This is a genomic window from Mycobacterium sp. NGS22, assembly GCF_059813095.1.
Genome location: NZ_JCALDY010000002.1, coordinates 59,218 through 83,132 on the forward strand (window position 1 = coordinate 59,218; position 23,915 = coordinate 83,132).

Here is a 23,915-nt window from a genome sequence, read left to right on the forward strand (position 1 = left end):
AAAGGCCCGTCATGTCCAAGAGCCACCCGTCCATGGCCACGCATTCGATCGCTCCCGCCTACACCGGCCGCTTGTTCACCGCGCCGGTGCCCGCGCTGCGGATGCCGGAGGAGTCCATGGACCCCGACGCCGCCTACCGCTTCATCCACGACGAGCTGATGCTCGACGGCAGTTCGCGGCTGAACCTGGCCACCTTCGTCACCACCTGGATGGACCCCGAGGCCGGCAAGCTGATGGCCGAGACCTTCGACAAGAACATGATCGACAAGGACGAATACCCGGCCACCGCCGCGATCGAGCAGCGCTGCGTCTGTATGGTCGCCGACCTGTTCCACGCCGAGCACCTCAGCGACAACGACCCGGCCAGCGCCACCGGCGTGTCCACCATCGGCTCCAGCGAGGCGGTGATGCTGGGCGGGCTGGCGATGAAGTGGCGGTGGCGCGAGAAGGTCGGGAAGGACTGGAAGAAACGCACCCCGAACCTGGTGATGGGTTCCAACGTGCAGGTGGTCTGGGAGAAGTTCTGCCGCTACTTCGACGTCGAGCCGCGCTACCTGCCGATGGAGCCGGGCCGCTACGTCATCACCCCCGAACAGGTCGTCGACGCCGTCGACGAGGACACCATCGGGGTGGTGGCGATCCTGGGCACCACCTACACCGGTGAGCTGGAGCCCATCGCCGAGATCTGCGCGGCGCTGGACAAACTCGCCTCAGACGGGGGCGTGGACGTCCCGGTGCACGTCGACGCGGCCAGCGGCGGTTTCGTGGTGCCGTTTCTGCATCCGGAGTTGCAGTGGGATTTCCGGCTGCCCCGGGTGGTGTCGATCAACGTCAGCGGCCACAAGTACGGGCTGACCTATCCCGGTGTCGGGTTCGTGGTGTGGCGCGGCAAGGAGTACCTGCCCGAGGACCTGGTGTTTCACGTGAACTACCTGGGCGGCGACATGCCGACCTTCACGCTGAACTTCTCCCGTCCGGGCAACCAGGTGGTCGGCCAGTACTACAACTTCCTGCGACTGGGCCGCGACGGCTACACCAGGGTGATGCAGGCGCTGTCGTCGACCGCGCGCTGGCTCGGCGAGCAGTTGCGCACCGGCGAGCACTGCGAACTGATCTCCGACGGTTCGGCGATCCCGGTGGTCAGCTTCCGGCTGTCCCGGGACCGCGGCTACACCGAGTTCGACGTCTCCCACGAGCTGCGGACCTACGGCTGGCAGGTGCCGGCCTACACGATGCCCGACAACGCCACCGACATTTCGGTGCTGCGCATCGTGGTGCGCGAAGGCCTGTCCGCCGATCTGGCCCGGGCGCTGCACGACGACGCCGTCAAGTCGCTGGCCACGTTGGACAAGCTCAAGCCGGGCGGGCACTTCGACGCCGCGCACTTCGCGCACTGAGACCGGGCGCACGCGCGAAACCCCGGCGCGCGGCTCTGGGACAATGGTCGGCGTGTCCGTCACGCCGATCTCCCTGACCCCCGGTGTGCTCGCCGAGGCCGTCGTCGACCTCGGCGCCATCGCCCACAACGTGCGGGTGCTGCGCGAACACGCGGGCAAGGCGCACGTGATGGCCGTGGTCAAGGCCGACGGCTACGGTCACGGCGCCACCCGGGTCGCCTACGCCGCATTGGCCGCCGGCGCCACCGAACTCGGTGTGGCCACCGTCGACGAGGCGCTGGCCCTGCGCGCCGACGGCATCGCCGACCCGATCCTGGCCTGGCTGCACCCACCCGGTTTCGACTTCGCGCCGGCGCTCGCTGCCGACGTCGAGATCGCGGTCTCCTCGCTGCGCCAACTCTCCGAGCTGCTGGACGCGGTGCGCCGGACCGGTACGCAGGCCACCGTCACGGTGAAAGTGGACACCGGGCTGAACCGCAACGGGGTGGCCCCGGCTCAGTATCCGGACATGCTGGCCGCGCTGCGCCGCGCCGTGGCCGACGAGGAGATCCGGCTGCGGGGTCTGATGTCGCACCTGGTGTATGCCGACGCCCCCGACGAGGAGATCAACGACGTTCAGGCGCAACGGTTTCGCGACATGTTGAGCTACGCCCGTGAGCAGCAGGTGGATTTCGAGGTGGCGCACCTGTCGAACTCGTCGGCCACCATGGTCCGTCCCGACCTGACGTTCGACCTGGTTCGCCCGGGCATCGCCGTGTACGGCCTGAGCCCGGTGCCGACGCTGGGTGACATGGGTCTGGTCCCGGCGATGACGGTGAAAAGCTGTGTGGCGCTTGTCAAGTCGGTCAAGGCGGGGGAAGGGGTGTCCTACGGGCACACCTGGAAGGCACCGTGCGACACGTATGTGGCGCTGCTGCCGATCGGCTACGCCGACGGGGTGATCCGCGCGCTGGGCAACCGGCTGGAAGTGTGGATCAACGGGCGGCGACGGCCCGGGGTGGGCCGGATCTGCATGGACCAGTTCGTCGTCGACCTCGGGCCGGGACAGCCCGACGTGACTGCGGGCGACGAGGCGATCCTGTTCGGACCAGGCGCCCAGGGTGAGCCCACCGCGCAGGACTGGGCCGATCTCGTCGGCACCATCCACTACGAGGTGGTCACCGGCATCCGGGGACGTATCACCAGGAGCTACCGCGAGGCCACAGCTTGAGTTCTGAAGAGACCCGGAAGCAGAAGACCTGGCTTGCGGGCGGGGCCGGGCTGACCGCCGTCGCCACGCTCGTCGGCGCCTCGGCCCGCAAGACGATCGTCGGACGTGCTCTGACGGCCGACGACCCTTGGGCGGACGAGGATTTCGAGCGGCTGGACAGCGACCGCGCCGAGGTCGTCACCACCGACGACGGGGTGCCGCTCGCGGTGCGCGAAGCCGGGCCGAAGGACGCCCCGCTGACCGTCGTCTTCGCACACGGATTCTGTCTTCGCATGGGCGCCTTCCACTTTCAACGCATGCGACTCGGCGAGCTGTACGGTCCGCAGGTGCGGATGGTCTTCTACGACCAGCGCGGGCACGGCCAGTCCGGCGAAGGCGAACCCGACTCCTACACACTGACCCAGCTAGGCCGGGACCTGGAGACCGTGCTGCGGGTGATGGCGCCGGAGGGGTTGATTGTGTTGGTCGGCCACTCGATGGGCGGCATGACCGTGCTGTCGCATGCCCGGCAATTCCCCGACGAATACGGCCGCCGGATCGTGGGTGCGGCGCTGCTCTCCTCGGCGGCCGAGGGTGTCACCCGTTCCCCGCTTGGCGAGTTCCTGAAAAACCCTGCGCTGGAAGCGGTCCGGTTCGCCGCCAAGTCCGCGCCCAACTTGGTGCACCGAGGGCGCAACGTGTCGCGCTCGCTGATCGGGCCGATTCTGCGGGCAGCGTCCTACAGCGACCTGCAAGTCAGCCGCAGCCTGGACGCGTTCTCGCAGCGGATGATGAACGGCACCCCGATCGCCACCCTGGTCGGTTTCCTGCGCGCGCTGGAGACCCATGACGAGACCGCCGGATTGTGGACCCTGTTGAAGGTCCCCACCCTGATCGCGTGCGGCGACCACGACCTGCTCACCCCGGACGAATACTCGAGGCTGATGGCCGCCTCGCTGCCGCGATCCGAGCTGGTGATCGTGGAAGGTGCCAGTCATCTGGCGTTGCTGGACAAACCCGACGCCATCAACGACGGGCTGGTCCGGCTGATCGAGCGGTCGCTGCCGGGCAAGCACGCACTGCGTTACCGGCGGTGGCAGCAACGTTTGCGGAAGCGGTTGCGGCGTGGTTGATTCCGGGACGGCGACGTGCGAACGCGTCGAGGACACCATCGCGCTGGGATCCCGGCTCGGCGAGCTGCTGCGCGCCGGGGACGTGGTGGTGCTGACGGGTCCGCTCGGGGCCGGAAAAACGGTGCTGGCCAAGGGAATCGCTGCGGCCATGGACGTCGACGGCCCGGTCACCTCTCCGACGTTCGTGCTGGCCCGGGTGCACCCGGCGCGGGTGACCGGTCGGCCGGCGATGATCCACGTCGACGTCTACCGCCTGCTGGACACCCCCGGCGCCGACCTGCTCGGCGAGCTGGACTCGCTGGACCTCGACACCGACCTCGAAGACGCCGTCGTCGTCGTGGAGTGGGGTGAGGGATTGGTGGAACGGCTGGCAGAACGCCATCTCGACATCCGGCTCGAGCGCGTCACCCACTCCGACGTTCGGATCGCCACCTGGGAATGGGTCGGCAAGTGAGCATCGTCTTGGCGTTGGACACCGCCACCCCGGCCGTCACCGCGGGCGTGGTGCGCGTCGAGCGCGGCGACTTCCTCACCCTGAGCGAGCGCATCACCGTCGATCCCCGCGCGCACGCTGAGCGGCTGACACCGAATGTCGTTGCCGCACTAGCGGATGCGGACCTGTCGATGACCGACCTGGACGCGGTGGTGGTGGGCTGCGGCCCCGGGCCGTTCACCGGGTTGCGGGCCGGCATAGCTACCGCCGCCGCCTTCGGCCACGCGTTGGATATCCCCGTGCACGGCGTGTGCAGCCTGGACGCGGTCGGCCGGCTGACCACCGGCGAGACACTGGTCGTCACCGACGCCCGCCGCCGCGAAATCTATTGGGCCCGTTACCGCGACGGGTCGCGCACCGAGGGTCCGGCCGTCAGCGCCCCGGCCGACGTCGACGCCGGTCCGGCTCGTTCCGTCGCCGGCTCGCCCGAGCATGCGGCGCTGTTCGGGCTACCGGTCTGCGGACCGGTCCACCCGACCCCCGAAGGTCTGGCGCGCGCAGTACCGGATTGGTCGGCCGAGCCGGCACCGCTGGTCGCGCTGTACCTGCGCCGCCCGGACGCCAAGCCGTTGGCGGCCCGGCCGTGACCGTCGACATCGCGCTGGGCGGGCTTACCCGCGCCGACGTCCGCCGGTGCGCCGAGTTGGAGGCGCAGTTGTTCGACGGTGACGACCCTTGGCCGGCCGTGGCGTTCGAACGCGAATTGGCCAGTAAGACAAATCATTACGTGGCCGCGCGCTGCGGCGACACGCTGGTGGGCTATGCGGGCATCTCCCGGCTGGGCCGGGTGGCGCCGTTCGAGTACGAGGTGCACACCATCGGGGTGGACCCTTCGTTTCAGGGCCGGGGGATCGGGCGCCAATTGCTGGAAGCCTTACTGGATTTCGCCGACGGCGGCGCCGTCTATCTGGAGGTGCGCACCGACAACGAAGCGGCGCTCGGGTTGTATCGCAGTGTGGGATTCGAACAGATCGGCCTGCGCAAGCGGTACTACCGGGTCAGCGGCGCCGATGCCTACACGATGCGAAGGGACGCCCGATGACGACCATCCTGGCCATCGAAACCTCTTGTGACGAAACGGGAGTCGGGATCGCTCGGTTGGCGGGTGACGGCACCGTGGACCTGCTGGCGGACGAGGTCGCGTCCAGCGTCGACGAGCATGTGCGCTTCGGCGGGGTGGTCCCCGAGATCGCCTCGCGCGCGCATTTGGAGGCGCTCGGTCCCGCGATGCGCCGGGCGCTGGTGACGGCGGGGTTGGACAAGCCCGACGTCGTCGCCGCGACGATCGGACCGGGACTGGCCGGCGCTCTGCTGGTGGGAGTGGCTGCGGCCAAAGCGTATTCGGCCGCGTGGGGGGTTCCGTTCTACGCCGTCAATCACCTCGGCGGGCACCTGGCCGCCGACGTGTACCAGCACGGGCCGTTGCCCGAGTGCGTGGCGTTGCTGGTGTCGGGCGGACACACGCACCTGTTGCACGTCCGCTCGCTCGGCGAGCCGATCGTCGAGCTGGGCAGCACCGTCGACGACGCCGCGGGCGAGGCCTATGACAAAGTCGCCCGCCTGCTGGGGTTGGGCTACCCGGGCGGGCGGGTGCTCGACGAGTTGGCGCGCACCGGCGACCCACAGGCGGTGGTGTTCCCGCGCGGCATGACCGGTCCCCGCGACGACCCGTACGCGTTCAGCTTCTCCGGGCTCAAGACCGCCGTTGCGCGGTATGTCGAAAGCCATCCCGACTTCCGCGACGCCGATGTCGCGGCCGGATTCCAGGAATCGGTCGCCGACGTGCTGACCCGCAAGGCGGTGCGGGCCGCCACCGAGCTGGGGGTGTCGACGCTGCTGATCGCCGGGGGAGTGGCGGCCAACTCGCGGCTGCGCGAGCTTGCCACCGAGCGTTGCGCCGAGGCCGGCCTGACGTTGCGGATCCCGCGGCCGCGGCTGTGCACCGACAACGGGGCGATGATCGCCTCGTTCGCCGCGCATCTGGTGGCCGCGGGCGCGCCGCCGTCGCCGCTGGATGCGGCCAGCGACCCGGGCCTGCCGGTGGTGAAGGGACAGGTCAGCTGACGAAGCACCGGGGCGCCCTTGAGTGCTAGCACTCTCATGTATAGAGTGCTAGGTGGCAGTCGGACGACCCCCTGTTCCGGCACCCGCGACGACGGCGCGAGGGCACCCGAAGACTGCCGAAACACCTGGTAATCCGGCCGGTTCGAGGGCACGCCTGCGACCGGCTGTCAACTCCGGTCCGGGAACCCCGGACCCGATCCAAATAGTGGAGGGCTCCAATCGTGGCGAAGGTGAACATCAAGCCACTCGAGGACAAGATTCTCGTGCAGGCCAACGAGGCCGAGACCACGACCGCTTCCGGTCTGGTCATTCCTGACACCGCCAAAGAGAAGCCCCAAGAGGGCACCGTCGTCGCAGTCGGCCCCGGTCGTTGGGACGAGGACGGCGAAAAGCGGATTCCGCTCGACGTCGCCGAGGGTGACACCGTCATCTACAGCAAGTACGGCGGCACCGAAATCAAGTACGGCGGCGAGGAGTACCTGATCCTGTCGGCACGCGACGTGCTGGCTGTCGTTTCCAAGTAAGACACCGTGTTCCGCCCCGGCGATCCCCGTGCTCTGCGCACGGGCGGTTTCCGGGGCGGGATGCGTTAGAAGCTGGGGTTAAGGACCTGATGAGCAAAATTATCGAGTACGATGCGACCGCGCGTCGCGCCATGGAAGCGGGCGTGAACAAGCTCGCCGACGCGGTCAAGGTGACGTTGGGGCCCGGCGGCCGACACGTGGTGCTGGCCAAGGCCTTCGGCGGACCGCAGGTCACCAACGACGGGGTGACCGTCGCACGTGAGATCGACCTGGAAGACCCGTTCGAGAACCTGGGCGCCCAACTGGTGAAGTCGGTGGCCACCAAGACCAACGACGTCGCCGGTGACGGCACCACCACGGCCACCGTGCTGGCCCAGGCGCTGGTCAAGGGTGGCCTGCGCCTCGTGGCAGCCGGGGCCAACCCGATCGCGCTGGGTTCGGGCATCTCCAAGGCCGCCGATGCGGTGTCGGAGGCGCTGCTGGCCGCGGCCACCCCGGTGTCCGGCAAGGACGCCATCGCCCAGGTGGCGACCGTGTCCTCGCGGGACGAGCTGATCGGCGGGTTGGTCGGCGAGGCGATGACCAAGGTCGGCGCCGACGGCGTGGTCAGCGTCGAGGAATCCTCCACGCTGAACACCGAACTGGAGTTCACCGAGGGCGTCGGCTTCGACAAAGGGTTCCTGTCGGCCTACTTCGTCACCGACTTCGACTCCCAGGAAGCCGTGCTCGACGACCCGCTGATCCTGCTGCACCAGGACAAGATCAGCTCGTTGCCCGACCTGCTTCCGCTTTTGGAGAAGGTCGCCGAGGCCGGCAAGCCGCTGGTGATCGTCGCTGAGGACGTCGAGGGTGAGGCGCTGGCCACGCTGGTGGTCAACTCGATCCGCAAGACGCTCAAGGCCGTTGCGGTCAAGGCGCCGTACTTCGGCGACCGGCGCAAGGCGTTCCTGCAGGACCTGGCGATCGTGACCGGCGGCGAGGTGGTCAACCCCGACACCGGTCTGCTGCTGCGCGAGGTCGGCCTCGACGTGCTGGGCACCGCCCGGCGGGTGGTGGTCAACAAGGACGACACGATCATCGTCGACGGCGGCGGCTCCAAGGATGCGGTCGCCAACCGCATCAAGCACCTGCGCGCCGAGATCGAAGCCAGCGATTCCGACTGGGATCGGGAGAAGCTGCAGGAACGGCTGGCCAAGCTGGCCGGCGGGGTGGCCGTGATCAAGGTCGGCGCCGCCACCGAGACGGCGTTGAAGGAGCGCAAAGAGAGCGTGGAGGACGCGGTCGCGGCGGCCAAGGCCGCGGTCGAGGAAGGCATCGTCGCCGGCGGCGGTTCGGCGCTGATCCAGGCCCGCCACGTTCTGGAGTCGCTGCGCAACGAGCTCAGCGGTGACGAGCGGGTCGGCGTCGACGTGTTCGCCGATGCGCTGGCCGCGCCGCTGTACTGGATCGCCACCAACGCCGGGCTCGACGGCGCGGTCGCGGTCAACAAGGTCGGCGAGCTGCCCAACGGGCAGGGCCTGAACGCCGCGAGCCGGACCTACGGGGACCTGGCGGCCGACGGCATCGTCGACCCGGTCAAGGTGACCCGTTCGGCGGTGCTCAACGCGTCGTCGGTGGCGCGGATGGTGCTGACCACGGAGACGGCGGTCGTCGAGAAGCCCGCCGAGGCCGCCGACGATGGCCACGGCCACGGCCATCACCACCACTGAGAAACATTTCCGACGAAGCGCCCCGGTCCCTGCGGCCGGGGCGCTTCGTCGCCTCGGAGTGTCGCGTGCATTAGTTCAGCCTCGGCGAAGCACAACGGCTTCAAGTTTCACGACCGTCCCTGAACGGTCGCTGCGCGGATCAAGCATCATTGCGCCGGGCAGCATGCCTTCAAATCGATCAGTTCTGAGGTAACGATCATGGGTTTACGCCAGCGAATGTTGGCGACGATCGCCGGGCAACTCGGCCGGCCGCACGGTCTGGTGGGCCGTGGCGTCGCGCTGCTGCTCAACCGCGGCAATCGACGGGCGATGGTCGGCGCTGTCGATGCGACGGGAGCGGCGGCCGGAAACACGGTGGCCGACATCGGTTTTGGTGGTGGACTAGGGCTCGATCTGTTTCTGCAGCGGGTTGGTCCGCAGGGCACCGTCTTCGGTGTGGAGGTCGCCGAGGACATGCTCGCGCGCGCCCGGGCGCGCTTCGGGACCCAGGTCGCTGCCGGCCGGATCAGTCTGCTCACGGGGTCGCTGACCGCATTGCCGCTCGACGAGCGCTCGCTGGATGCGGCGATCTCCGTCAACACCATGTACTTCGTGCCAGACCTCGACGTCGCGTGTGCTGAACTCGCCCGGGTGGTACGTCCCGGCGGCCGAGCAGTGTTGGGTATCGGTGACCCTGACGCGATGGCCCGTTTGCCTTTCACTGCTTATGGTTTCGAGCTACGCCCGATCGACGAGATCGTCGTTGCCTTGAAAAAGGCGGGATTTGGCGACGTCACGCAGCGCCGCCTCGACGAGGCCGCGATCACTCATCACCTCGTTGTCGCGATCAGGTCCTAGACGGCGGCAACGTGCGGCATCACCCTTGTCGAGGCCGTCGAGCGCGCTGAGGTCCTTTCGGAGGTGCCGCGGCGCGTCAGCGGATGCTCATCGGCGTTCGTCCCCGAGTCGACCAGGGCGCCGCCCTGCCAGCAGACCGGTGGAGGCGAACTTCAGCCCGGTGCGTAGTTCCTCCAGCCGAATCGGGTCGTCGGATTCGATGTAACGCAGGGTCGTCGCCACGGCCATATTGAAGAACAGCCAAGCCAACGCCTTCGGGCTCAACTCGTCGCGATACTCGCTGCGGTAATGGTTTATGTGCAGCGTGGTCATCGCCAGCAGGGTGGCGTTGAGTCCGGAGATCTTCTCGAAGGTGCGGACGTGGTCGGGGCGTTCGGCGAGGTAGCGGATCAACCGGCGGTTGGCGATGGTGAACTCGATCAGGATGTCGATTGACGACTCCATGGCCGATTCCGGGCGGTCCAGCGTGATCGCCCGCAGCATCTCCTCGATGGCGGGCGCCTGTTCGGCGGCCAGTCGCTCGATGGCGGCGTTGATCATCTGCTCCTTGTTGGCGAAGTACTGATAGATCGATCCCTTGCTGATGCCGGCCTGCTCGGCGATCAGATTGGTGGTGATCTGCTCCGGCGCGTGTCGGTGCAGCAACGACACCGTCGTCGACACGATTTTTGCGACCATCTCCCGGGAACGCGCCTGCTGTGGCGCCTTCCGACGCTCTGACCTGGACTTTGCTGTGCTCATCAGAACCCCTGACGCGACTTGAATGCGACCTGACGGTCATATTAGCCTCGAAGCATCAGATCGACCGGAGGGGGACACCGGTGACCGCCAGCAGAAGGCTCGATATCCGACAGGACCATGCGGACTCCGAAGCGATCGAACTCGTTCCGCCGGATTCCCTGACCGCCGAGCACACCGGACGTTGGACGTTCCTCATCCTCGAAGGTGCGGCGTTCATGATGCAGGCCATGCATCCGGTCATCGCCGAGATCACCGGTAAATACTCCGCAGCCTTCCACGGCGACGCGGGCGGCCGCGCGATACGTTCCGTCGACTCGGTGCTTCGCTGGACCTACGGCGGCACCGAAGCCAAGGCCGAGGGTGACCGAGTGCGCGCGATGCACCAGCCGATCACCATGAAAAGCGCCGAAACCGGTAAGCAGATCAGCGCTTTGAACCCCGAGGCCTACCAGTGGGTGATCGCCACCGGCTACATCGTCAACGCACAGGCCGGCAAATTACTGATCGGGCGGGAGTTCACCGACGTCGAAAAGCAGGAACTGCTGCGCGACAACCGCCGACTGGCTCGACTGCTGCATGTGCCGATGCGCGGTTACCCCGAGTCACAGCAGGAGATGGCCGAGTATTTCGAGTCGATGCTGGACAAGCTGCAGGGCACGCCACAGGCGCTGCAATTGATCCACGATCTGCAGATCGGCAAGGTCGATCTGCCGCCCTCATTCCCGAAGCCGCTGGCCCCGCTGGCGAGAGCGTTGGTGCTACCCGCACTGCGACTGAACTATCTGTCGATCGTCGGGTTGCTGGATCCACGTCTTCGCGAAAAGCTCGGTGTCACATGGAGCGCCAAAGAGGAACGGCAGCTCACCAGGCGCTACTTCGTGATCCGCACCGCCTACCGCGTGCTGCCCGACCGGCTCACCTATTTCCCGTTGGCCTATCACGCCCGCAAACATCACCAGTGCCTGGCGAAGATGAAAGAGCGCCAACAGAAGTCGTTCGCCTACAACCTGCCTCGCCCTTAACCGCCGCCGGGCTGGCTGGAAGTCGTCAGCGTGGTGGTCGGCGAGATGCTGCTGCTCGGGGTGCTGCTGACCGTCACGGTGCTGGTACTCGTGCTGGTCAATGGTGGTGGCACGACGACGGTGGTCGTGACCGTGCTGACGCTGGTTGTCGTCGTCGTTGTCGTCGTGGTGGTTGTGGTGGACGAGGTTGCAGCTGGCGCCGCAATCACACCGCAGGCGATCCGCTTGCCGGACTCCTCGCCCTCGCCGCTGAAGGCCCCCGGATTCTGGTGGACGACCAGAGCAGTACCCGAGCCATTCCTCAGGTCCGCCGCCGTGAATGCGCTGGTGGTCGTGACAAGCTTCGCCGAGCCGTCGGGGCGCACTTGCAGAGACGTGAGATCGCCGCTGGCGGGATTACCCGTGTGATTCGGCGCCTGGTAGACCTCGCCGGCGGAGCTGAAGCTTCCGGACGCATCGCAGGTGCCCACCGAGTGGACCTGCAGGCCGTGGAAGCCGGGGCTGAGGACCTGGTTGGGGCCGGTCTCCACCGTCACGGTCGCGTAGCCGTTCGCGAATTCAAAAGTGGCGTTACCGACCTGACTGCCGTCGGTGCCCTTCAACTGAGTGGTCATCCTCTCCGCACCAGGCGAAGAGCTAGACGACGTTGCGGATTGCCCGCCCCGGTCGTTGGCGCACGCTGCTAACGGTGCGGCCGCGGTCAGCGCCGCGACCGCGAATAACACGCCCATTTTCATGGACGGTGCCTACCCTCCGCGGCCGCCACCGAAACTCGTGGGAATGGCGGTTGAGCACCCCTAACGTGGCGTCCGGCCAAAAGCTTGCTCAGCGGGAACAGGTCCCACATCGGAGTGGCGGCCCGGCAATCGCGCCGCGTGCCGCTGCCCCGGGCCCGGGCCACGCCGGGCGGCGAGGGCGTCGGCGACGGCGCCGGTGGCGAATGCATACACCGCCTTGTGCAGCACGTCGAGAATCAGCTCGTGGCGCGGCCAGGTCTGCGGCGGTGCCCCGACACCCGTCGCGTTCTCGAGAATTTGGTCATTGGTCAGCCGCACCACCGTGAACTTGGCCGAGGCTCCCGGTCCGCGAAGCCCGACCTCAGCCATCGCCGAGCGCAGCACCCCTAACAGCGCGGCCTGCCCGTAGTGCATCGCCCAGTTGGCGACCAATCTACTTCCGGGAGAGGCGAATTGGCGACCGGTGAGTCGCTCCAGCACCGCTGCGGGCACGTAGGAGTTCGGCCGATCGGTGAGACGTTGCTCGACCTTTTCGCCGAGCGTCATGACGACCGCCCCAGCGGCGCCGGCAATCAGGCCTTCACGCAGAGAATCTCGCAGCATCTTCGCGCGATACCCTCGCAGCCCTCCCGGAAACATCCGCGCTGTCGCGGCCTCAGTTCGCTGATCAGGGTTAGGCTCCGCGGGTGACGCGACTTGCACTGATCGCCGCCTTGGGCATGGCCGCTCTGGCGGCGCGACGGTATGCGGCCATGCGCGAGGCCATGGCCGCGGTGGCGCCCGATTTCCGCAGTCCGGTACTGCCGTTTCTGCCTGCCACCACGCGCGCCTGGTTGCTTCCCGTCTTTCGCTTCAACTCGCGGATACGCACGCCGTCCGGGCCCGGCGTGACGGTGACCGAGCGCCGCATCGGGGAATCTTCCCTGCGGGTGCTGATCACCACTCCGACGGACGGCTCGACACCACGGCCGGGCGTCTTGTACATCCACGGCGGCGGATACGTGGTGGGCTCGCCGCAAATGGAAGCGTTCGGAACCGGGCAACTGGCAAGGGAACTCGGCGTCGTCGCCGCCTCACCCGACTACCGGCTGGCCCCCGAACATCCCTTCCCGGCCGCGCTCGACGACTGTATGGCCACGCTGCGGTGGATGCGGGCTAACGCCGACGAGCTGGGCATCGATCCGCAGCGGATCGCCGTCATGGGGGGCAGTGCCGGTGGCGGCCTGGCCGCCGCCGTCGCGCAACGCAGCCACGACGAAGGGATTCCGCTGCGGGCACAGGTGCTGCTGTATCCGATGCTCGACGACCGCACCGTCCTGCGAGCCGACCATGCCGGGCGGGGCCGATTCCTGTGGACGCCGGAATCCAACCGGTTCGGCTGGACCAGCTACCTCGGTCACGAGCCCCGGCTCTCGGATGCGCCTCAGTACGCGGCGCCGGCACGGCGCGAGGACTTGGCCGGTCTGCCGCCGGCCTGGATCGGCGTCGGCGAACTGGATCTGTTCCACGACGAGAATGTCGACTACGCAAGAAGACTCGAGGCGGCCGGGGTTCCGTGCACGCTGGTCACCGTCCCGCAGATGTATCACGGCGCGGACCTATTTGCCTCGAAGACGTTGGTATTGAAGGACTTTCACGCCAGCGCGCGTCAGCACCTGCGCACGTACCTCTAAGCTGATCAGCGGAGTCCGTGCAAGCAAAACGCAGGCCCGGGGGCATCAAGCACCCCGGGCCTGCGTCGTCCAACAGCAATCAGGCCGAGCGGCGGATACCGCGACCCCGCCCGATGGATCCTTTGAGCAGCATGTCCCGCTCGGATTCCGAGAGGCCGCCCCACACGCCGTAGGGTTCACCGACGTCCAGAGCGTGCGTGCGGCACTCGTCGATCACCGGGCAACGCCGGCACATCTCTTTTGCGCGCTGCTCGCGCTGCATCCGGGCGCGGCCACGCTCCCCGTCGGGATGGAAGAACATCGATGAGTCGACACCGCGGCACAACCCCTGCAACTGCCAGTTCCAGATGTCGGCGTTGGGCCCAGGTAGCTGTTCCGGCTGTGGCATTGCTGATTCCCTTCCTCTGCACCGGCCCACCTGTTCGAGGGCCAAAAACTCTTGAATAAGACGAGTTGTGCAACTGAATTGGCAGTGGCGTCACCGATGACTACACCGAACACGGTAGACGCTAGGTGTGCTATCGAATTTCCGTCAATAGGTACGGGATGTGGCGAAAAACCGACTCTTTGTAGCAGAATTAACTCCCCGTTCATCTGTAGCGCTATAGCTGAAGGCTAGATGTGCTAACCGGACGCCCTGGATTTACGGTTTGCCCAGTTCAGAGGCCTGCTGTAAGCAACCCGTAATTGGCGTATGGCGCACTCTGAGTAATCTTCCGGTAACCCCTAGAGCACAAACTTTTTACGACTTACGCGCAGCCATCACGGTGATTGAAACCGGTTGCAGTTGTCCGCCGGTGCGCGACCCGACGGCTGGGCGCTTGCCCGCTCGGCCCGTCACGCTGGCGTGACGCTCGGCGCCGAATGCCACGCTGGCGTGACGCTGGGCGAGCCTGCAGTACCCGACGGGCTGGGCGCTTGCTTGCTCGGCCCGTCACGCTGGCGTGACGCTCGGCGCCGAATGCCACGCTGGCGTGACGTTCGGCGAGCCTGCAGTCCGAGGGTTGGGCGCTTGCATGCTCGGCCCGTCACGCTGGCGTGACGCTCGGCGTCGAATGCCACGCTGGCGTGACGTTCGGCGAGCCTGCAGTCCGAGAGCTGGGCGCTTGCTTGCTCGGCCCGTCACGCTGGCGTGACGCTCGGCGCCGAATGCCACGCTGGCGTGACGCTCGGCGAGCTTGCAGTCCAAGAGCCGGGCGGCCGCGGTCCGCCGCGCAGCGCTGGTGACAATAGCCCCGTGGATGCAGCGCAGGACACGACGCTGGCCGAGGCCGCGTTCGGGAACAGCCCTGCGACCTGGCCGCTGCCGACGGCTACCACCCCGCGACAACTTTGGCTGCGCGCCGTCGCCGCCGGTGGACAGGGCAGGTACAGCAGCGCCTATGCCGATCTCGCACTGCTGCGCCGTCAGGTCAAGGCCGGTCCCCTGGCCTCGCTGGCGCACAGCACGCACGGCTCGTTTCTGCGCCAGCTCGGCTGGCACGCCCTGGCCCGGGGTTGGGATGGTCGAGCCTTCGCATTGGCGGGTGCGGATCCCGAAGCCCGCGCCGATGCGCTGGTCGGCCTGGCCGCCGACGCGTTGGGTATCGGACGCTTCGCGGCAGCAGCGGGATTTCTCAGCCGCGCGGACGCGGCCATGGATAACGCCGAACTGCCGATCCCGGTGGCCGACCGGCTGGCGGTGCGGCGCGGATGGGTGGGTGCCGAGCTGGCGATGGCCTCGGGCGACGGTGACACCGCTGTCCGGCGCGCAGAGGACGCCGTCGCCAAGGCCCGGGCCGGCGTCTCGGCGCGCCACCGGGTCAAAAGCGACGTGGTCCTGGCGGCCGCGCTGTGCAGCGCGGGGAACGTCGAGCGGGCGCGCGCCGTCGCGCACGCGGCACTTCAGGCCACCGAACCGCTGGGTTTGATACCGCTGCGGTGGGCGCTGGCCAGCTTGCTGGTCGATACCGGAAGCGTCACGGTTGGAGCACAAGGGCTGCCGGAATGGGCCGAAATTCGGGATATTTGCGCAGGTGAAGTACAACGCGCCGGTGGGATCTGGCGTACCGCTCGATAGCCCGTCCGCCCGATAGCTTCGATCAGCGAGTTAGCCCGGTATGTGTCCGGTTCGTGACTTTGGAGAAACCACCGTCGATGACAATGCAGGGAGAACGTCTCGACGTCGTGGTTGCGGAAGCCGCGGCAGGGGACCGGAATGCATTGCGGGAGGTGCTGGAGACCATCCGTCCGATCGTCGTCCGATATTGCCGAGCGCGGGTCGGCACGGTCGAACGGGGTGGCCTGTCAGCAGATGACGTGGCGCAGGAGGTGTGCTTGGCGACCATCACGGCGCTGCCGCGCTACCGAGACCGAGGACGCCCGTTCCTGGCCTTTCTGTACGGCATCGCAGCACACAAAGTCGCGGACGCCCATCGTGCCGCCGGCCGCGACCTCGCCTATCCGGCCGAAGAGGTCCCCGAGCGGCGGTCCCACGACGCCGGTCCGGAACAGATGGCCATCGAAGCCGATTCGGTGACCCGGATGAACGAATTGCTCGAGATCCTTCCGGCCAAGCAACGCGAGATCCTGATTCTGCGCGTCGTGGTCGGGCTGAGCGCCGAGGAGACCGCTGCGGCGGTCGGAAGCACCACGGGAGCGGTCCGGGTAGCCCAGCACCGCGCCCTTCAACGGTTGAGAGACGAAATCGTCGCGGCAGGTGAATATGCGTAACTCCGATTCCGATGCCCGCCGGGGCCGACCCGCCCTGGACGAGGTGACCCACACCGACTTGCTGCTCGATGCGCTGGCGGCGCGTACCGAAGACCACTTCGTCCATCCGGCAAACTTCGAAGACGAAGCGCTTGCCCTGTTGCTGGGTAATTGGCGCGATGACCTGCGCTGGCCGCCGGCGAGCGCGCTGGTGTCCCAGGACGAAGCCGAAGACGCGCTGCGGGAGGGGATGCTGCGGCCGCGCCGGCGACGCAGCGGCCTGGCCGCGGTGGGTTCGGTGGCCGCGACCCTGCTGGCGCTCAGCGGGTTCGGTGCGGTGGTCGCCGACGCCAAACCGGGCGACTTCCTCTACGGGCTGCACGCCATGATGTTCAACGAACCCAGGGTCAGTGACGACCAGATCGAGTTGTCCGCCAAGGCCGATCTGGCCAAAGTCGAGCAGATGATCGCCCAGGGTCAATGGGATCAGGCGCAGACGCAGTTGGCGGAGGTCAGCACCACTGTGCAAGGGGTCAACGACGGCAGCCGCCGGAAGGGTCTGCTGGCGGAGGTGAACCAGCTCAACACCAAGGTGGAAAAGCGCGACCCGACGGCGAGCGCGGAGCTGGCCGTGCCGCGCGCCCCGGCCGAGTCGTTGGCGCCGCCCTCGGCTCCGGTCCCGCAGTCGCCGCCGTCGGCTCCGGTCCCGCAGTCGCCGCCGTCGGCGATCCAGCCTCCCTCGGAGCTACCGGAGTCCACCGGCCCGGTCGGGTCACCAACGGCGACCCCGTCGACCGCCACGACCTCGCCCAGTCCCGTCCCGACCACCACGACCACCAAACCCACCACCACCACGACGACCACCACGACACCCAGCACACCCGCGGCAGCGCCCGGCGTACCCGCGTCGCCGACGCAGCAGACACCGTCAGGCGAATCGTGGGACAGGACAACGGGACAGCCCAGGCCGAGAACATCGTTCCCGACGGGCGAAGCGCCGTAGGTCTAGAGGTGGCGGCGGAATCCGTCGGCGTCTGACGTCGCTTCGTTGAGCGAGGCGTCGGCGTATCCGCGGCAGTAATCCCACGTGACGTAGGCGTCCGGTTCGGGGTCGTAAGCCGGCTCGTGCGGGCGGACGGTGCCGTCGATCAGCAGCTGCAGCAAGTTGGCGCGCAGCATGTCCCAGTCGTGATAGTGATCCTGCTGGCATTCGTCGCAGCACACCACGAGTCCGCGGATTCCCTTGTGGGCCAGCAGTGCTTCGTAGACGGCCAAGTCGGCCAGGTCGGCTTCGACGGCCATCCGCTCCTGTTGGTCGAGCGGCTGACCGGGCTCGACGGCATCCAGAGCAGCCGACGGGTCCAATGGGTCGTCGGCGAAGGGATCGGGCGGCAAACCCGGCGGGAGGTGGTCGCGCACCCCCATAGCCTACGCAGCACGGCAGTGATAACGCCAGAAATTGCCGACGCGCGCCGCCGGTGGCGCGCCGCGCAGAAGCCGTGAGCCGGACAGCGTCTGGGAGCCGATAGGATTATGTTTTCCAACCCAGCATGCATATGGAGGGCCTCGCCGATGTCCCGTGGCATGTCCGGCCTCGAAGACAGCTCCGACCTGGTCGGCAGCTCCTACGTGCGGGTCGGCGGGCTGTCCGAGGAGTCGGTACCGACCGGCGGCGACGACCCGCACAAGATCGCGATGCTGGGACTGACGTTCGACGACGTCCTGCTGCTGCCGGCCGCCTCGGATGTGGTGCCCGCCACCGCCGACACCGCCAGCCAGCTCACCAAGCGGATCCGGCTCAAGGTGCCGCTGGTCAGCTCCGCGATGGACACCGTCACCGAGTCGCGCATGGCGATCGCCATGGCCCGCGCCGGCGGCATGGGTGTGCTGCACCGCAACCTGCCGGTCGCCGAGCAGGCCGGGCAGGTCGAGATGGTCAAACGCTCCGAGGCCGGCATGGTCACCGACCCGGTCACCTGCCGCCCCGACAACACGCTGGCCCAGGTAGACGCGCTGTGCGCGAGGTTCCGGATCTCGGGTCTGCCGGTCGTCGACGACGACGGCGCCCTCGTCGGGATCATCACCAACCGCGACATGCGCTTCGAGGTCGACCAGAACAAGCAGGTCGCCGAAGTGATGACCAAGTCGCCGCTGATCACCGCCCAGGAGGGTGTCAGCGCGTCGGCGGCGCTGGGCCTGTTGCGCCGCAACAAGATCGAGAAGCTGCCGATCGTCGACGGCCGCGGCCGGCTGACCGGGCTGATCACCGTCAAGGACTTCGTCAAAACCGAGCAACACCCGCTGGCCACCAAGGACAGCGACGGCCGATTGCTGGTCGGGGCGGCCGTCGGGGTCGGCGGCGACGCCTGGGTACGGGCGATGATGCTGGTCGACGCCGGAGTGGACGTGCTGGTGGTGGACACCGCGCACGCGCACAACCGCCTGGTGCTGGACATGGTGAACAAGCTCAAACTCGAGGTCGGTGAACGGGTCGAGGTGGTCGGCGGCAACGTCGCGACCCGCTCGGCGGCCGCGGCGCTGGTCGACGCCGGTGCCGACGCGGTGAAGGTCGGCGTGGGCCCGGGTTCGATCTGCACCACCCGGGTGGTCGCCGGGGTCGGGGCCCCACAAATCACGGCGATTCTGGAGGCGGTCGCGGTGTGCGCCCCGGCGGGTGTGCCGGTGATCGCCGACGGCGGGCTGCAGTATTCCGGCGACATCGCCAAGGCGCTGGCCGCCGGCGCGTCGACCGCCATGCTGGGCTCACTGTTGGCCGGCACAGCAGAGGCGCCCGGCGAGCTGATCTTCGTCAACGGCAAGCAGTACAAGAGCTACCGCGGCATGGGGTCGTTGGGCGCCATGCAGGGTCGCGGCGGTGGCAAGTCGTACTCCAAGGACCGCTACTTCGCCGACGACGCGCTCTCCGAGGACAAGCTGGTGCCCGAGGGCATCGAGGGACGGGTACCGTTCCGAGGTCCGCTGGCGTCGGTGATCCACCAGCTGACCGGCGGGTTGCGCGCGGCGATGGGTTACACCGGCTCGCCGTCCATCGAGGTGCTGCAGCAGGCGCAGTTCGTCCGGATCACACCGGCGGGCCTGAAGGAAAGCCACCCGCACGACGTCGCGATGACGGTCGAAGCGCCCAATTACTACGCGCGGTGAACAGCGAATTGGCCATGGTCGAAATCGGCATGGGCCGCAACGCCCGTCGCACCTATGAACTCAGTGAGATCAACATCGTGCCGTCGCGGCGCACCCGATCGTCGCAGGACGTCTCCACCGCCTGGCAACTGGACGCCTACCGCTTCGAGATCCCGGTGCTGGCCCACCCCACCGACGCCCTGGTATCTCCGGAGTTCGCCATCGAGCTGGGCCGGCTGGGCGGTCTGGGGGTGCTCAACGGCGAGGGGCTGATCGGCCGGCATGCCGACGTGCAGGCCAAGGTCGCTCAGCTGGTCGAGGCCGCCAGCAAGGAACCCGAACCGTCGGCGGCGATCCGGTTGCTGCAGGAGCTGCACGCGGCCCCGCTGAATCCCGAACTGCTCGGCGCCGCGGTGGCCCGCATCCGGGAGGCCGGGGTGACGACTGCGGTGCGGGTCAGCCCGCAGAACGCGCAGGCGCTGACGCCGGTGCTGGTGCAGGCCGGGGTGGACCTGCTGGTCATCCAGGGCACCATCGTCTCGGCCGAGCGGGTGGCGCGCGACGGTGAGCCGCTGAACCTGAAGAGCTTCATCTCCGAACTCGACATCCCGGTGGTCGCCGGCGGGGTGCAGGACCACCGCACCGCGCTGCACCTGATGCGCACCGGTGCGGCCGGGGTGATCGTCGGCTACGGCGCCACCCGCGGCGTGACCACCACCGACGAGGTGCTGGGCATCAGCGTGTCGATGGCCACCGCGATCGCCGACGCCGCGGCCGCGCGGCGCGAATACCTCGACGAGACCGGCGGGCGCTACGTGCACGTGCTGGCCGACGGCGACATCCACAATTCCGGCGAGCTGGCCAAGGCGATCGCGTGCGGCGCCGACGCGGTGGTGCTGGGCACCCCGCTGGCCGAGGCCGCCGAGGCGCTGGGAGAGGGCTGGTTCTGGCCGTCGGCCGCGGCGCACCCGTCGTTGCCGCGCGGGGCGCTGCTGCAGATCGCGCTGGGCGAACGGCCGCCGCTGGAGCGGGTCCTCAACGGCCCGTCGGATGACCCGTTCGGCACCCTGAATCTGGTCGGCGGGCTGCGTCGGGCGATGGCAAAAGCCGGGTACTGCGATCTCAAAGAGTTTCAGAAAGTCGGCCTGACCGTCGCCAGCTAGTTTGGCGCGGGCCGCGAGCAGACGCAGAATCGCGCTCCTGCCATGGGATTTGTGCGATTCTGCGTCTGCTCGCCGTAGGCTATGCAGCCATGAAACCGGATTACGACGTCCTGATCATCGGTTCGGGTTTTGGCGGCAGCGTCAGCGCGCTGCGCCTGACAGAGAAGGGCTACCGGGTAGGTGTGCTCGAAGCCGGCCGCCGCTACGAAGACGACCAGTTCGCGAAAACCTCGTGGGACCTGCGTAAATTCCTTTGGGCGCCGAGGCTCGGCTGCTACGGCATCCAGCGCATCCACCCGCTGAAGAACGTGCTGATCCTGGCGGGCGCCGGCGTCGGTGGCGGCTCGCTGAACTACGCCAACACCCTCTACATCCCGCCTGAGCCGTTCTTCAACGACCAGCAGTGGAAGCACATCACCGACTGGCGCGACGAACTGATGCCGCACTACGAGCAAGCCCAGCGGATGCTGGGCGTCGTCTACAACCCGACGTTCACCGACGCCGACCGCATCGTCAAAGAGGTTGCCGAGGAGATGGGTTGCGGCGACACCTGGGTGCCCACCCCGGTCGGGGTGTTCTTCGGCGCCGACGGGCAGAAGACGCCGGGCGTGACGGTGCCCGACCCGTACTTCGGCGGTGCCGGACCGGCGCGCACCGGATGCCTGGAGTGCGGGTGCTGCATGACCGGCTGCCGATACGGCGCCAAGAACACGCTGTTGAAGAACTATCTCGCGTTGGCGGAATCGGCTGGGGCCGAAGTGATTCCGATGACGACGGTGAAAGGGTTCGAACAGCGCGCCGACGGGCTGTGGGAGGTCAAGACGGTGCGCACCGGCAGTTGGCTGCGCCGCGACCGCCGCACCTACACCGCGGCGAACCTGATCCTGGCCGCCGGCACCTGGGGAACCCAGCATCTGTTGTTCAACATGCGCGACAAGGGCAAGCTACCGCGGCTCTCCGAAAAGCTGGGCGTGCTGACCCGGACCAACTCCGAGTCGATCGTCGGCGCGGCGACACTGAGCGTGAACCCGGAGCTGGATTTGACGCACGGGGTGGCGATCACCTCGTCGATCCATCCGACGTCGGACACCCACGTCGAGCCGGTCCGGTACGGCAAGGGCTCCAACGCGATGGGGTTGCTGCAGACGTTGATGACCGACGGGACCGGGCCGGAGGGGACCGACGTGCCGCGCTGGCGGCAGTTGCTGGACCAAGCCGGCGAGGATCCGCGGAAGATGCTGCGGCTGCTCTACCCCAAACAGTGGAGTGAACGCACCATGATCGCGTTGGTGATGCAACACCTGGACAACTCGATCACCACGTTCACCAAGCGGGGCAAGCTGGGCATCCGCTGGTTCTCCAGCAAGCAGGGCCACGGCGAGCCCAACCCCAGCTGGATCCCGGTCGGCAACCAGGTGACGCGCCGTATCGCCGAGAAGATCGACGGCGTGGCCGGCGGCACCTGGGGCGAGCTGTTCAACATCCCGCTGACCGCCCACTTCCTGGGCGGCGCGGCCATCGGCGACAGCCCCGCCAACGGAGTCATCGACCCGTATCACCGCGTCTACGGCTACCCGACGATGTTCGTCGTCGACGGCGCAGCGATCTCGGCGAACCTGGGCGTCAACCCGTCGCTGTCGATCACCGCCCAAGCCGAGCGGGCCGCGTCGCTGTGGCCGAACAAGGGCCAGGACGACCTGCGGCCGCTGCAGGGCGACGACTACCGCCGGCTCGACCCGATCGAGCCCGAGCACCCGGTGGTGCCGGCCGACGCGCCGGGCGCGCTGCGCTGGCTGCCGATCGAGCCGGTTACCAAGACCGGCTGACTCAGCCGGCCAGCGCCAGCGGCGCCCCGCTGACCACCCGGCTGCGCTGCCCGTGCACGTCGACGGGCACATCGCCCATCAGGGTGACCCGGTGCATCAACCGGTGTTGGTTGTCGTAGTCGTCGACGGCCCGGTGCTGGCTGGCCCGGTTGTCCCAGATGGCGACGTCACCGGGCGCCCAGTTCCACCGAATGGTGTTCTCCGGCACGGTGATTCGGCGCTGTAATAGGTCGAACAGCGCGCTGGATTCCTGGCTGTCCAGGCCGACGAAGTTGCGGACGAAGTCACCGGCGACCAGGGTGCGTTCACCGGTTTCGGGGTGCACACGCACCACCGGGTGCTCGGTGCGGTAGTCCGGCTTCTCGAACACCTCCCGGAACGCCCGCTGCGCGTCGGTCGTCGGTTCGGTGTTGACTGCCTTATCCAGATAGTCGTAGCGGTTGGTGTGCAACGCCCACAGGTTGTCGACCAGACACTTCAGCGGCTCGGGCAGTGCGGCGTAGGCGGTTGCGGTGTTGGCCCACAACGTCGAGCCGCCGTAGCTGGGCAGCGTGACCGCGCGCAGGATCGAGGCCGCGGGGTAGTTGGCGGCGAAGGTGACATCGGTGTGCCAGCGGTTGGCCTTGCCGAACTCGGAGTTGATCGGGGTGATGACCGGCGCGTCCGGCGCGAACGCGACGGCCGCCGGGTGGCCGATCGGGGTGCCGAGCAGTGCGGCGAAGGCGAGTTGCCGGGCGTCGTCGAGGTGGTGCTGGTTGCGGAAGAAGATGACCTTGTGGGTCAGCAGCGCGTCGCGGATCTCTTCGACCGCGGCGTCGGGCAGATCGCCGTCCAGGCGCACGCCGGCGATTTCGGCGCCGATGCGGCTGCCCAGTTTCTGCACTGTCATCTGGTTGGTCATGGTGGCCGTCCTCTACAAGGAAGTGTAGTCATCTGACTACACAAGGCAGAGTGTAGTCGGCTGACTATGCGACGGCAAGGGCTAATGTAGACGCGTGACTACACGGTCGGCCGGCACTTCGCGCGGCCCGATTCCCACCGGAAAGGAAGAGGTGGCCGCGGCGGTCTTGCGGGCCGCCGCCGACCTGTTCGCCGAGCGCGGCCCGGCGGCAACGTCGATCCGCGACATTGCTGCCCGGTCAAAAGTCAACCACGGCTTGGTGTTTCGTCACTTCGGCGCCAAGGAACGGTTGGTCGGGGCCGTGCTGGACTATCTGGGCGCCAACCTGACCGAACTGCTCGCGTCCGACGCCTCCCCCGAGGTGGTGGAGAAGGCGATGGACCGCCAGATGCGGGTGTGGGCACGGGCGCTGCTCGACGGCTACCCGGCACAGCAGTTGCAGACCCGTTTCCCCAACATCGCCCCGCTGCTCGAAGATGTGCTGACCCGCTTCGAAGATCACCCGACAGCCCGGCTGGCAGTCGCCAATGCCCTTGCGCTGCAGATGGGTTGGCGGTTGTTCGAACCGATGCTGCGTACCGCGACGGGTCTCGAGGAGTTGCCCGAGGCCGATCTGCGTCAGGCGGTGCTCGCCGAGGCCGCCCGGATGATGGAACCCGACTGAGGCTGATTGG

At 67.8% G+C, this 23,915-nt stretch carries 25 protein-coding genes; 19 read left to right on the top strand and 6 right to left on the bottom strand.

The genetic code is table 11. The features are described 5' to 3' along the window. The first annotated feature begins 11 nt into the window (after window positions 1–11). The 10 genes from gad (at window position 12) to AC5Y47_RS02135 (ending at window position 9,346) form a co-directional block, all read left to right on the top strand. The gene (gene gad, locus AC5Y47_RS02090; RefSeq protein ID WP_499941526.1) at window positions 12–1,397 is read left to right on the top strand and encodes a glutamate decarboxylase; all 1,386 of its coding nucleotides are present in this window, start codon (window positions 12–14) and stop codon (window positions 1,395–1,397) included. Window positions 1,398–1,449: 52 nt separating this feature from the next. Then, on the top strand, window positions 1,450–2,607 hold the full coding sequence (gene alr / locus AC5Y47_RS02095) for an alanine racemase (protein WP_499941528.1): 1,158 nt from the start codon (window positions 1,450–1,452) through the stop codon (window positions 2,605–2,607). Between the two features lie 50 nt (window positions 2,608–2,657). Next, window positions 2,658–3,719 carry an alpha/beta fold hydrolase gene (locus tag AC5Y47_RS02100; RefSeq protein ID WP_499941879.1) on the top strand — a complete coding sequence of 354 codons (1,062 nt, stop codon included), beginning with the start codon at window positions 2,658–2,660 and terminating at the stop codon, window positions 3,717–3,719. Next, complete coding sequence (tsaE, locus tag AC5Y47_RS02105; RefSeq protein WP_499941530.1) at window positions 3,712–4,173, top strand: tRNA (adenosine(37)-N6)-threonylcarbamoyltransferase complex ATPase subunit type 1 TsaE; 462 nt, start codon at window positions 3,712–3,714, stop codon at window positions 4,171–4,173. The genes AC5Y47_RS02100 and tsaE overlap by 8 nt, the downstream gene beginning before the upstream one ends. Continuing rightward, entirely contained in the window at window positions 4,158–4,799 is a 642-nt protein-coding gene (tsaB, locus tag AC5Y47_RS02110) for a tRNA (adenosine(37)-N6)-threonylcarbamoyltransferase complex dimerization subunit type 1 TsaB (RefSeq protein ID WP_499941532.1), read from the top strand. Before tsaE ends, tsaB begins: the two co-directional genes overlap by 16 nt. Continuing rightward, complete coding sequence (gene rimI, locus AC5Y47_RS02115) at window positions 4,796–5,254, top strand: ribosomal protein S18-alanine N-acetyltransferase (RefSeq protein ID WP_499941534.1); 459 nt, start codon at window positions 4,796–4,798, stop codon at window positions 5,252–5,254. Before tsaB ends, rimI begins: the two co-directional genes overlap by 4 nt. Beyond that, window positions 5,251–6,276 carry a tRNA (adenosine(37)-N6)-threonylcarbamoyltransferase complex transferase subunit TsaD gene (tsaD, locus tag AC5Y47_RS02120; RefSeq protein ID WP_499941536.1) on the top strand — a complete coding sequence of 342 codons (1,026 nt, stop codon included), beginning with the start codon at window positions 5,251–5,253 and terminating at the stop codon, window positions 6,274–6,276. Before rimI ends, tsaD begins: the two co-directional genes overlap by 4 nt. A 221-nt stretch (window positions 6,277–6,497) precedes the next feature. Further along, on the top strand, window positions 6,498–6,800 hold the full coding sequence (groES, locus tag AC5Y47_RS02125; protein WP_011739140.1) for a co-chaperone GroES: 303 nt from the start codon (window positions 6,498–6,500) through the stop codon (window positions 6,798–6,800). 89 nt (window positions 6,801–6,889) lie between these two features. After that, window positions 6,890–8,509, top strand: coding sequence for a chaperonin GroEL (groL, locus tag AC5Y47_RS02130; protein ID WP_499941537.1), 1,620 nt, complete (start codon window positions 6,890–6,892; stop codon window positions 8,507–8,509). A 198-nt stretch (window positions 8,510–8,707) separates the two neighbouring features. Continuing rightward, the gene (locus AC5Y47_RS02135; protein WP_499941539.1) at window positions 8,708–9,346 is read left to right on the top strand and encodes a class I SAM-dependent methyltransferase; all 639 of its coding nucleotides are present in this window, start codon (window positions 8,708–8,710) and stop codon (window positions 9,344–9,346) included. Window positions 9,347–9,433: 87 nt separating this feature from the next. On the opposite strand, the gene AC5Y47_RS02140 is transcribed toward AC5Y47_RS02135, so the two are convergent. Next, window positions 9,434–10,024: a TetR/AcrR family transcriptional regulator gene (locus AC5Y47_RS02140; protein ID WP_499941881.1), complete on the bottom strand. Its 591-nt coding sequence runs from the start codon at window positions 10,022–10,024 to the stop codon at window positions 9,434–9,436. 143 nt (window positions 10,025–10,167) lie between these two features. Here AC5Y47_RS02140 and AC5Y47_RS02145 point away from each other — a divergent pair, with 143 nt between their 5' ends. Next, window positions 10,168–11,109, top strand: coding sequence for an oxygenase MpaB family protein (locus AC5Y47_RS02145; RefSeq protein WP_499941541.1), 942 nt, complete (start codon window positions 10,168–10,170; stop codon window positions 11,107–11,109). On the opposite strand, the gene AC5Y47_RS02150 is transcribed toward AC5Y47_RS02145, so the two are convergent. Continuing rightward, complete coding sequence (locus AC5Y47_RS02150; RefSeq protein ID WP_499941543.1) at window positions 11,106–11,846, bottom strand: superoxide dismutase family protein; 741 nt, start codon at window positions 11,844–11,846, stop codon at window positions 11,106–11,108. The genes AC5Y47_RS02145 and AC5Y47_RS02150 overlap by 4 nt on opposite strands. A gap of 60 nt (window positions 11,847–11,906) precedes the next feature. Beyond that, window positions 11,907–12,449, bottom strand: a complete 543-nt coding sequence (locus AC5Y47_RS02155; protein WP_499941544.1) for a hypothetical protein — start codon at window positions 12,447–12,449, stop codon at window positions 11,907–11,909. A gap of 83 nt (window positions 12,450–12,532) precedes the next feature. On the opposite strand from AC5Y47_RS02155, the gene AC5Y47_RS02160 reads away from it, so the two are divergent. Further along, window positions 12,533–13,519 (top strand): alpha/beta hydrolase, encoded by a 987-nt coding sequence (locus tag AC5Y47_RS02160; RefSeq protein WP_499941546.1) that lies wholly within the window; start codon window positions 12,533–12,535, stop codon window positions 13,517–13,519. A 79-nt stretch (window positions 13,520–13,598) separates the two neighbouring features. Here the strand turns inward: AC5Y47_RS02160 and AC5Y47_RS02165 are convergent, their stop codons facing one another. Then, a complete protein-coding gene (locus AC5Y47_RS02165) occupies window positions 13,599–13,907 on the bottom strand; it encodes a WhiB family transcriptional regulator (RefSeq protein ID WP_036352919.1) in 309 nt (102 codons plus the stop codon). A gap of 849 nt (window positions 13,908–14,756) precedes the next feature. Here AC5Y47_RS02165 and AC5Y47_RS02170 point away from each other — a divergent pair. From AC5Y47_RS02170 to AC5Y47_RS02180, 3 genes are all read left to right on the top strand, one after another. Further along, a complete protein-coding gene (locus tag AC5Y47_RS02170; protein WP_499941549.1) occupies window positions 14,757–15,578 on the top strand; it encodes a hypothetical protein in 822 nt (273 codons plus the stop codon). Window positions 15,579–15,655: 77 nt separating this feature from the next. Beyond that, a complete protein-coding gene (gene sigD / locus AC5Y47_RS02175) occupies window positions 15,656–16,231 on the top strand; it encodes an ECF RNA polymerase sigma factor SigD (protein WP_499941551.1) in 576 nt (191 codons plus the stop codon). Continuing rightward, on the top strand, window positions 16,224–17,213 hold the full coding sequence (locus AC5Y47_RS02180) for an anti-sigma-D factor RsdA (RefSeq protein WP_499941553.1): 990 nt from the start codon (window positions 16,224–16,226) through the stop codon (window positions 17,211–17,213). Before sigD ends, AC5Y47_RS02180 begins: the two co-directional genes overlap by 8 nt. 2 nt (window positions 17,214–17,215) lie before the next feature. Here AC5Y47_RS02180 and AC5Y47_RS02185 read toward each other — a convergent pair whose 3' ends face one another. Beyond that, window positions 17,216–17,629: a DUF5319 domain-containing protein gene (locus AC5Y47_RS02185; RefSeq protein ID WP_499941554.1), complete on the bottom strand. Its 414-nt coding sequence runs from the start codon at window positions 17,627–17,629 to the stop codon at window positions 17,216–17,218. Between the two features lie 153 nt (window positions 17,630–17,782). On the opposite strand from AC5Y47_RS02185, the gene guaB reads away from it, so the two are divergent. The 3 genes from guaB (at window position 17,783) to AC5Y47_RS02200 (ending at window position 22,340) form a co-directional block, all read left to right on the top strand. Continuing rightward, window positions 17,783–19,372 carry an IMP dehydrogenase gene (gene guaB / locus AC5Y47_RS02190; protein ID WP_499941556.1) on the top strand — a complete coding sequence of 530 codons (1,590 nt, stop codon included), beginning with the start codon at window positions 17,783–17,785 and terminating at the stop codon, window positions 19,370–19,372. Between the two features lie 14 nt (window positions 19,373–19,386). Further along, the gene (locus tag AC5Y47_RS02195; RefSeq protein WP_499941882.1) at window positions 19,387–20,514 is read left to right on the top strand and encodes a GuaB3 family IMP dehydrogenase-related protein; all 1,128 of its coding nucleotides are present in this window, start codon (window positions 19,387–19,389) and stop codon (window positions 20,512–20,514) included. Between the two features lie 89 nt (window positions 20,515–20,603). After that, window positions 20,604–22,340: a GMC oxidoreductase gene (locus AC5Y47_RS02200; protein ID WP_499941557.1), complete on the top strand. Its 1,737-nt coding sequence runs from the start codon at window positions 20,604–20,606 to the stop codon at window positions 22,338–22,340. A 1-nt stretch (window position 22,341) separates the two neighbouring features. On the opposite strand, the gene AC5Y47_RS02205 is transcribed toward AC5Y47_RS02200, so the two are convergent. Continuing rightward, the gene (locus tag AC5Y47_RS02205; protein WP_499941559.1) at window positions 22,342–23,241 is read right to left on the bottom strand and encodes a TauD/TfdA dioxygenase family protein; all 900 of its coding nucleotides are present in this window, start codon (window positions 23,239–23,241) and stop codon (window positions 22,342–22,344) included. Between the two features lie 94 nt (window positions 23,242–23,335). Between AC5Y47_RS02205 and AC5Y47_RS02210 the strand changes: the two genes are divergently transcribed. Next, window positions 23,336–23,905, top strand: coding sequence for a TetR/AcrR family transcriptional regulator (locus tag AC5Y47_RS02210; protein ID WP_499941561.1), 570 nt, complete (start codon window positions 23,336–23,338; stop codon window positions 23,903–23,905). Window positions 23,906–23,915: the final 10 nt, after the last annotated feature.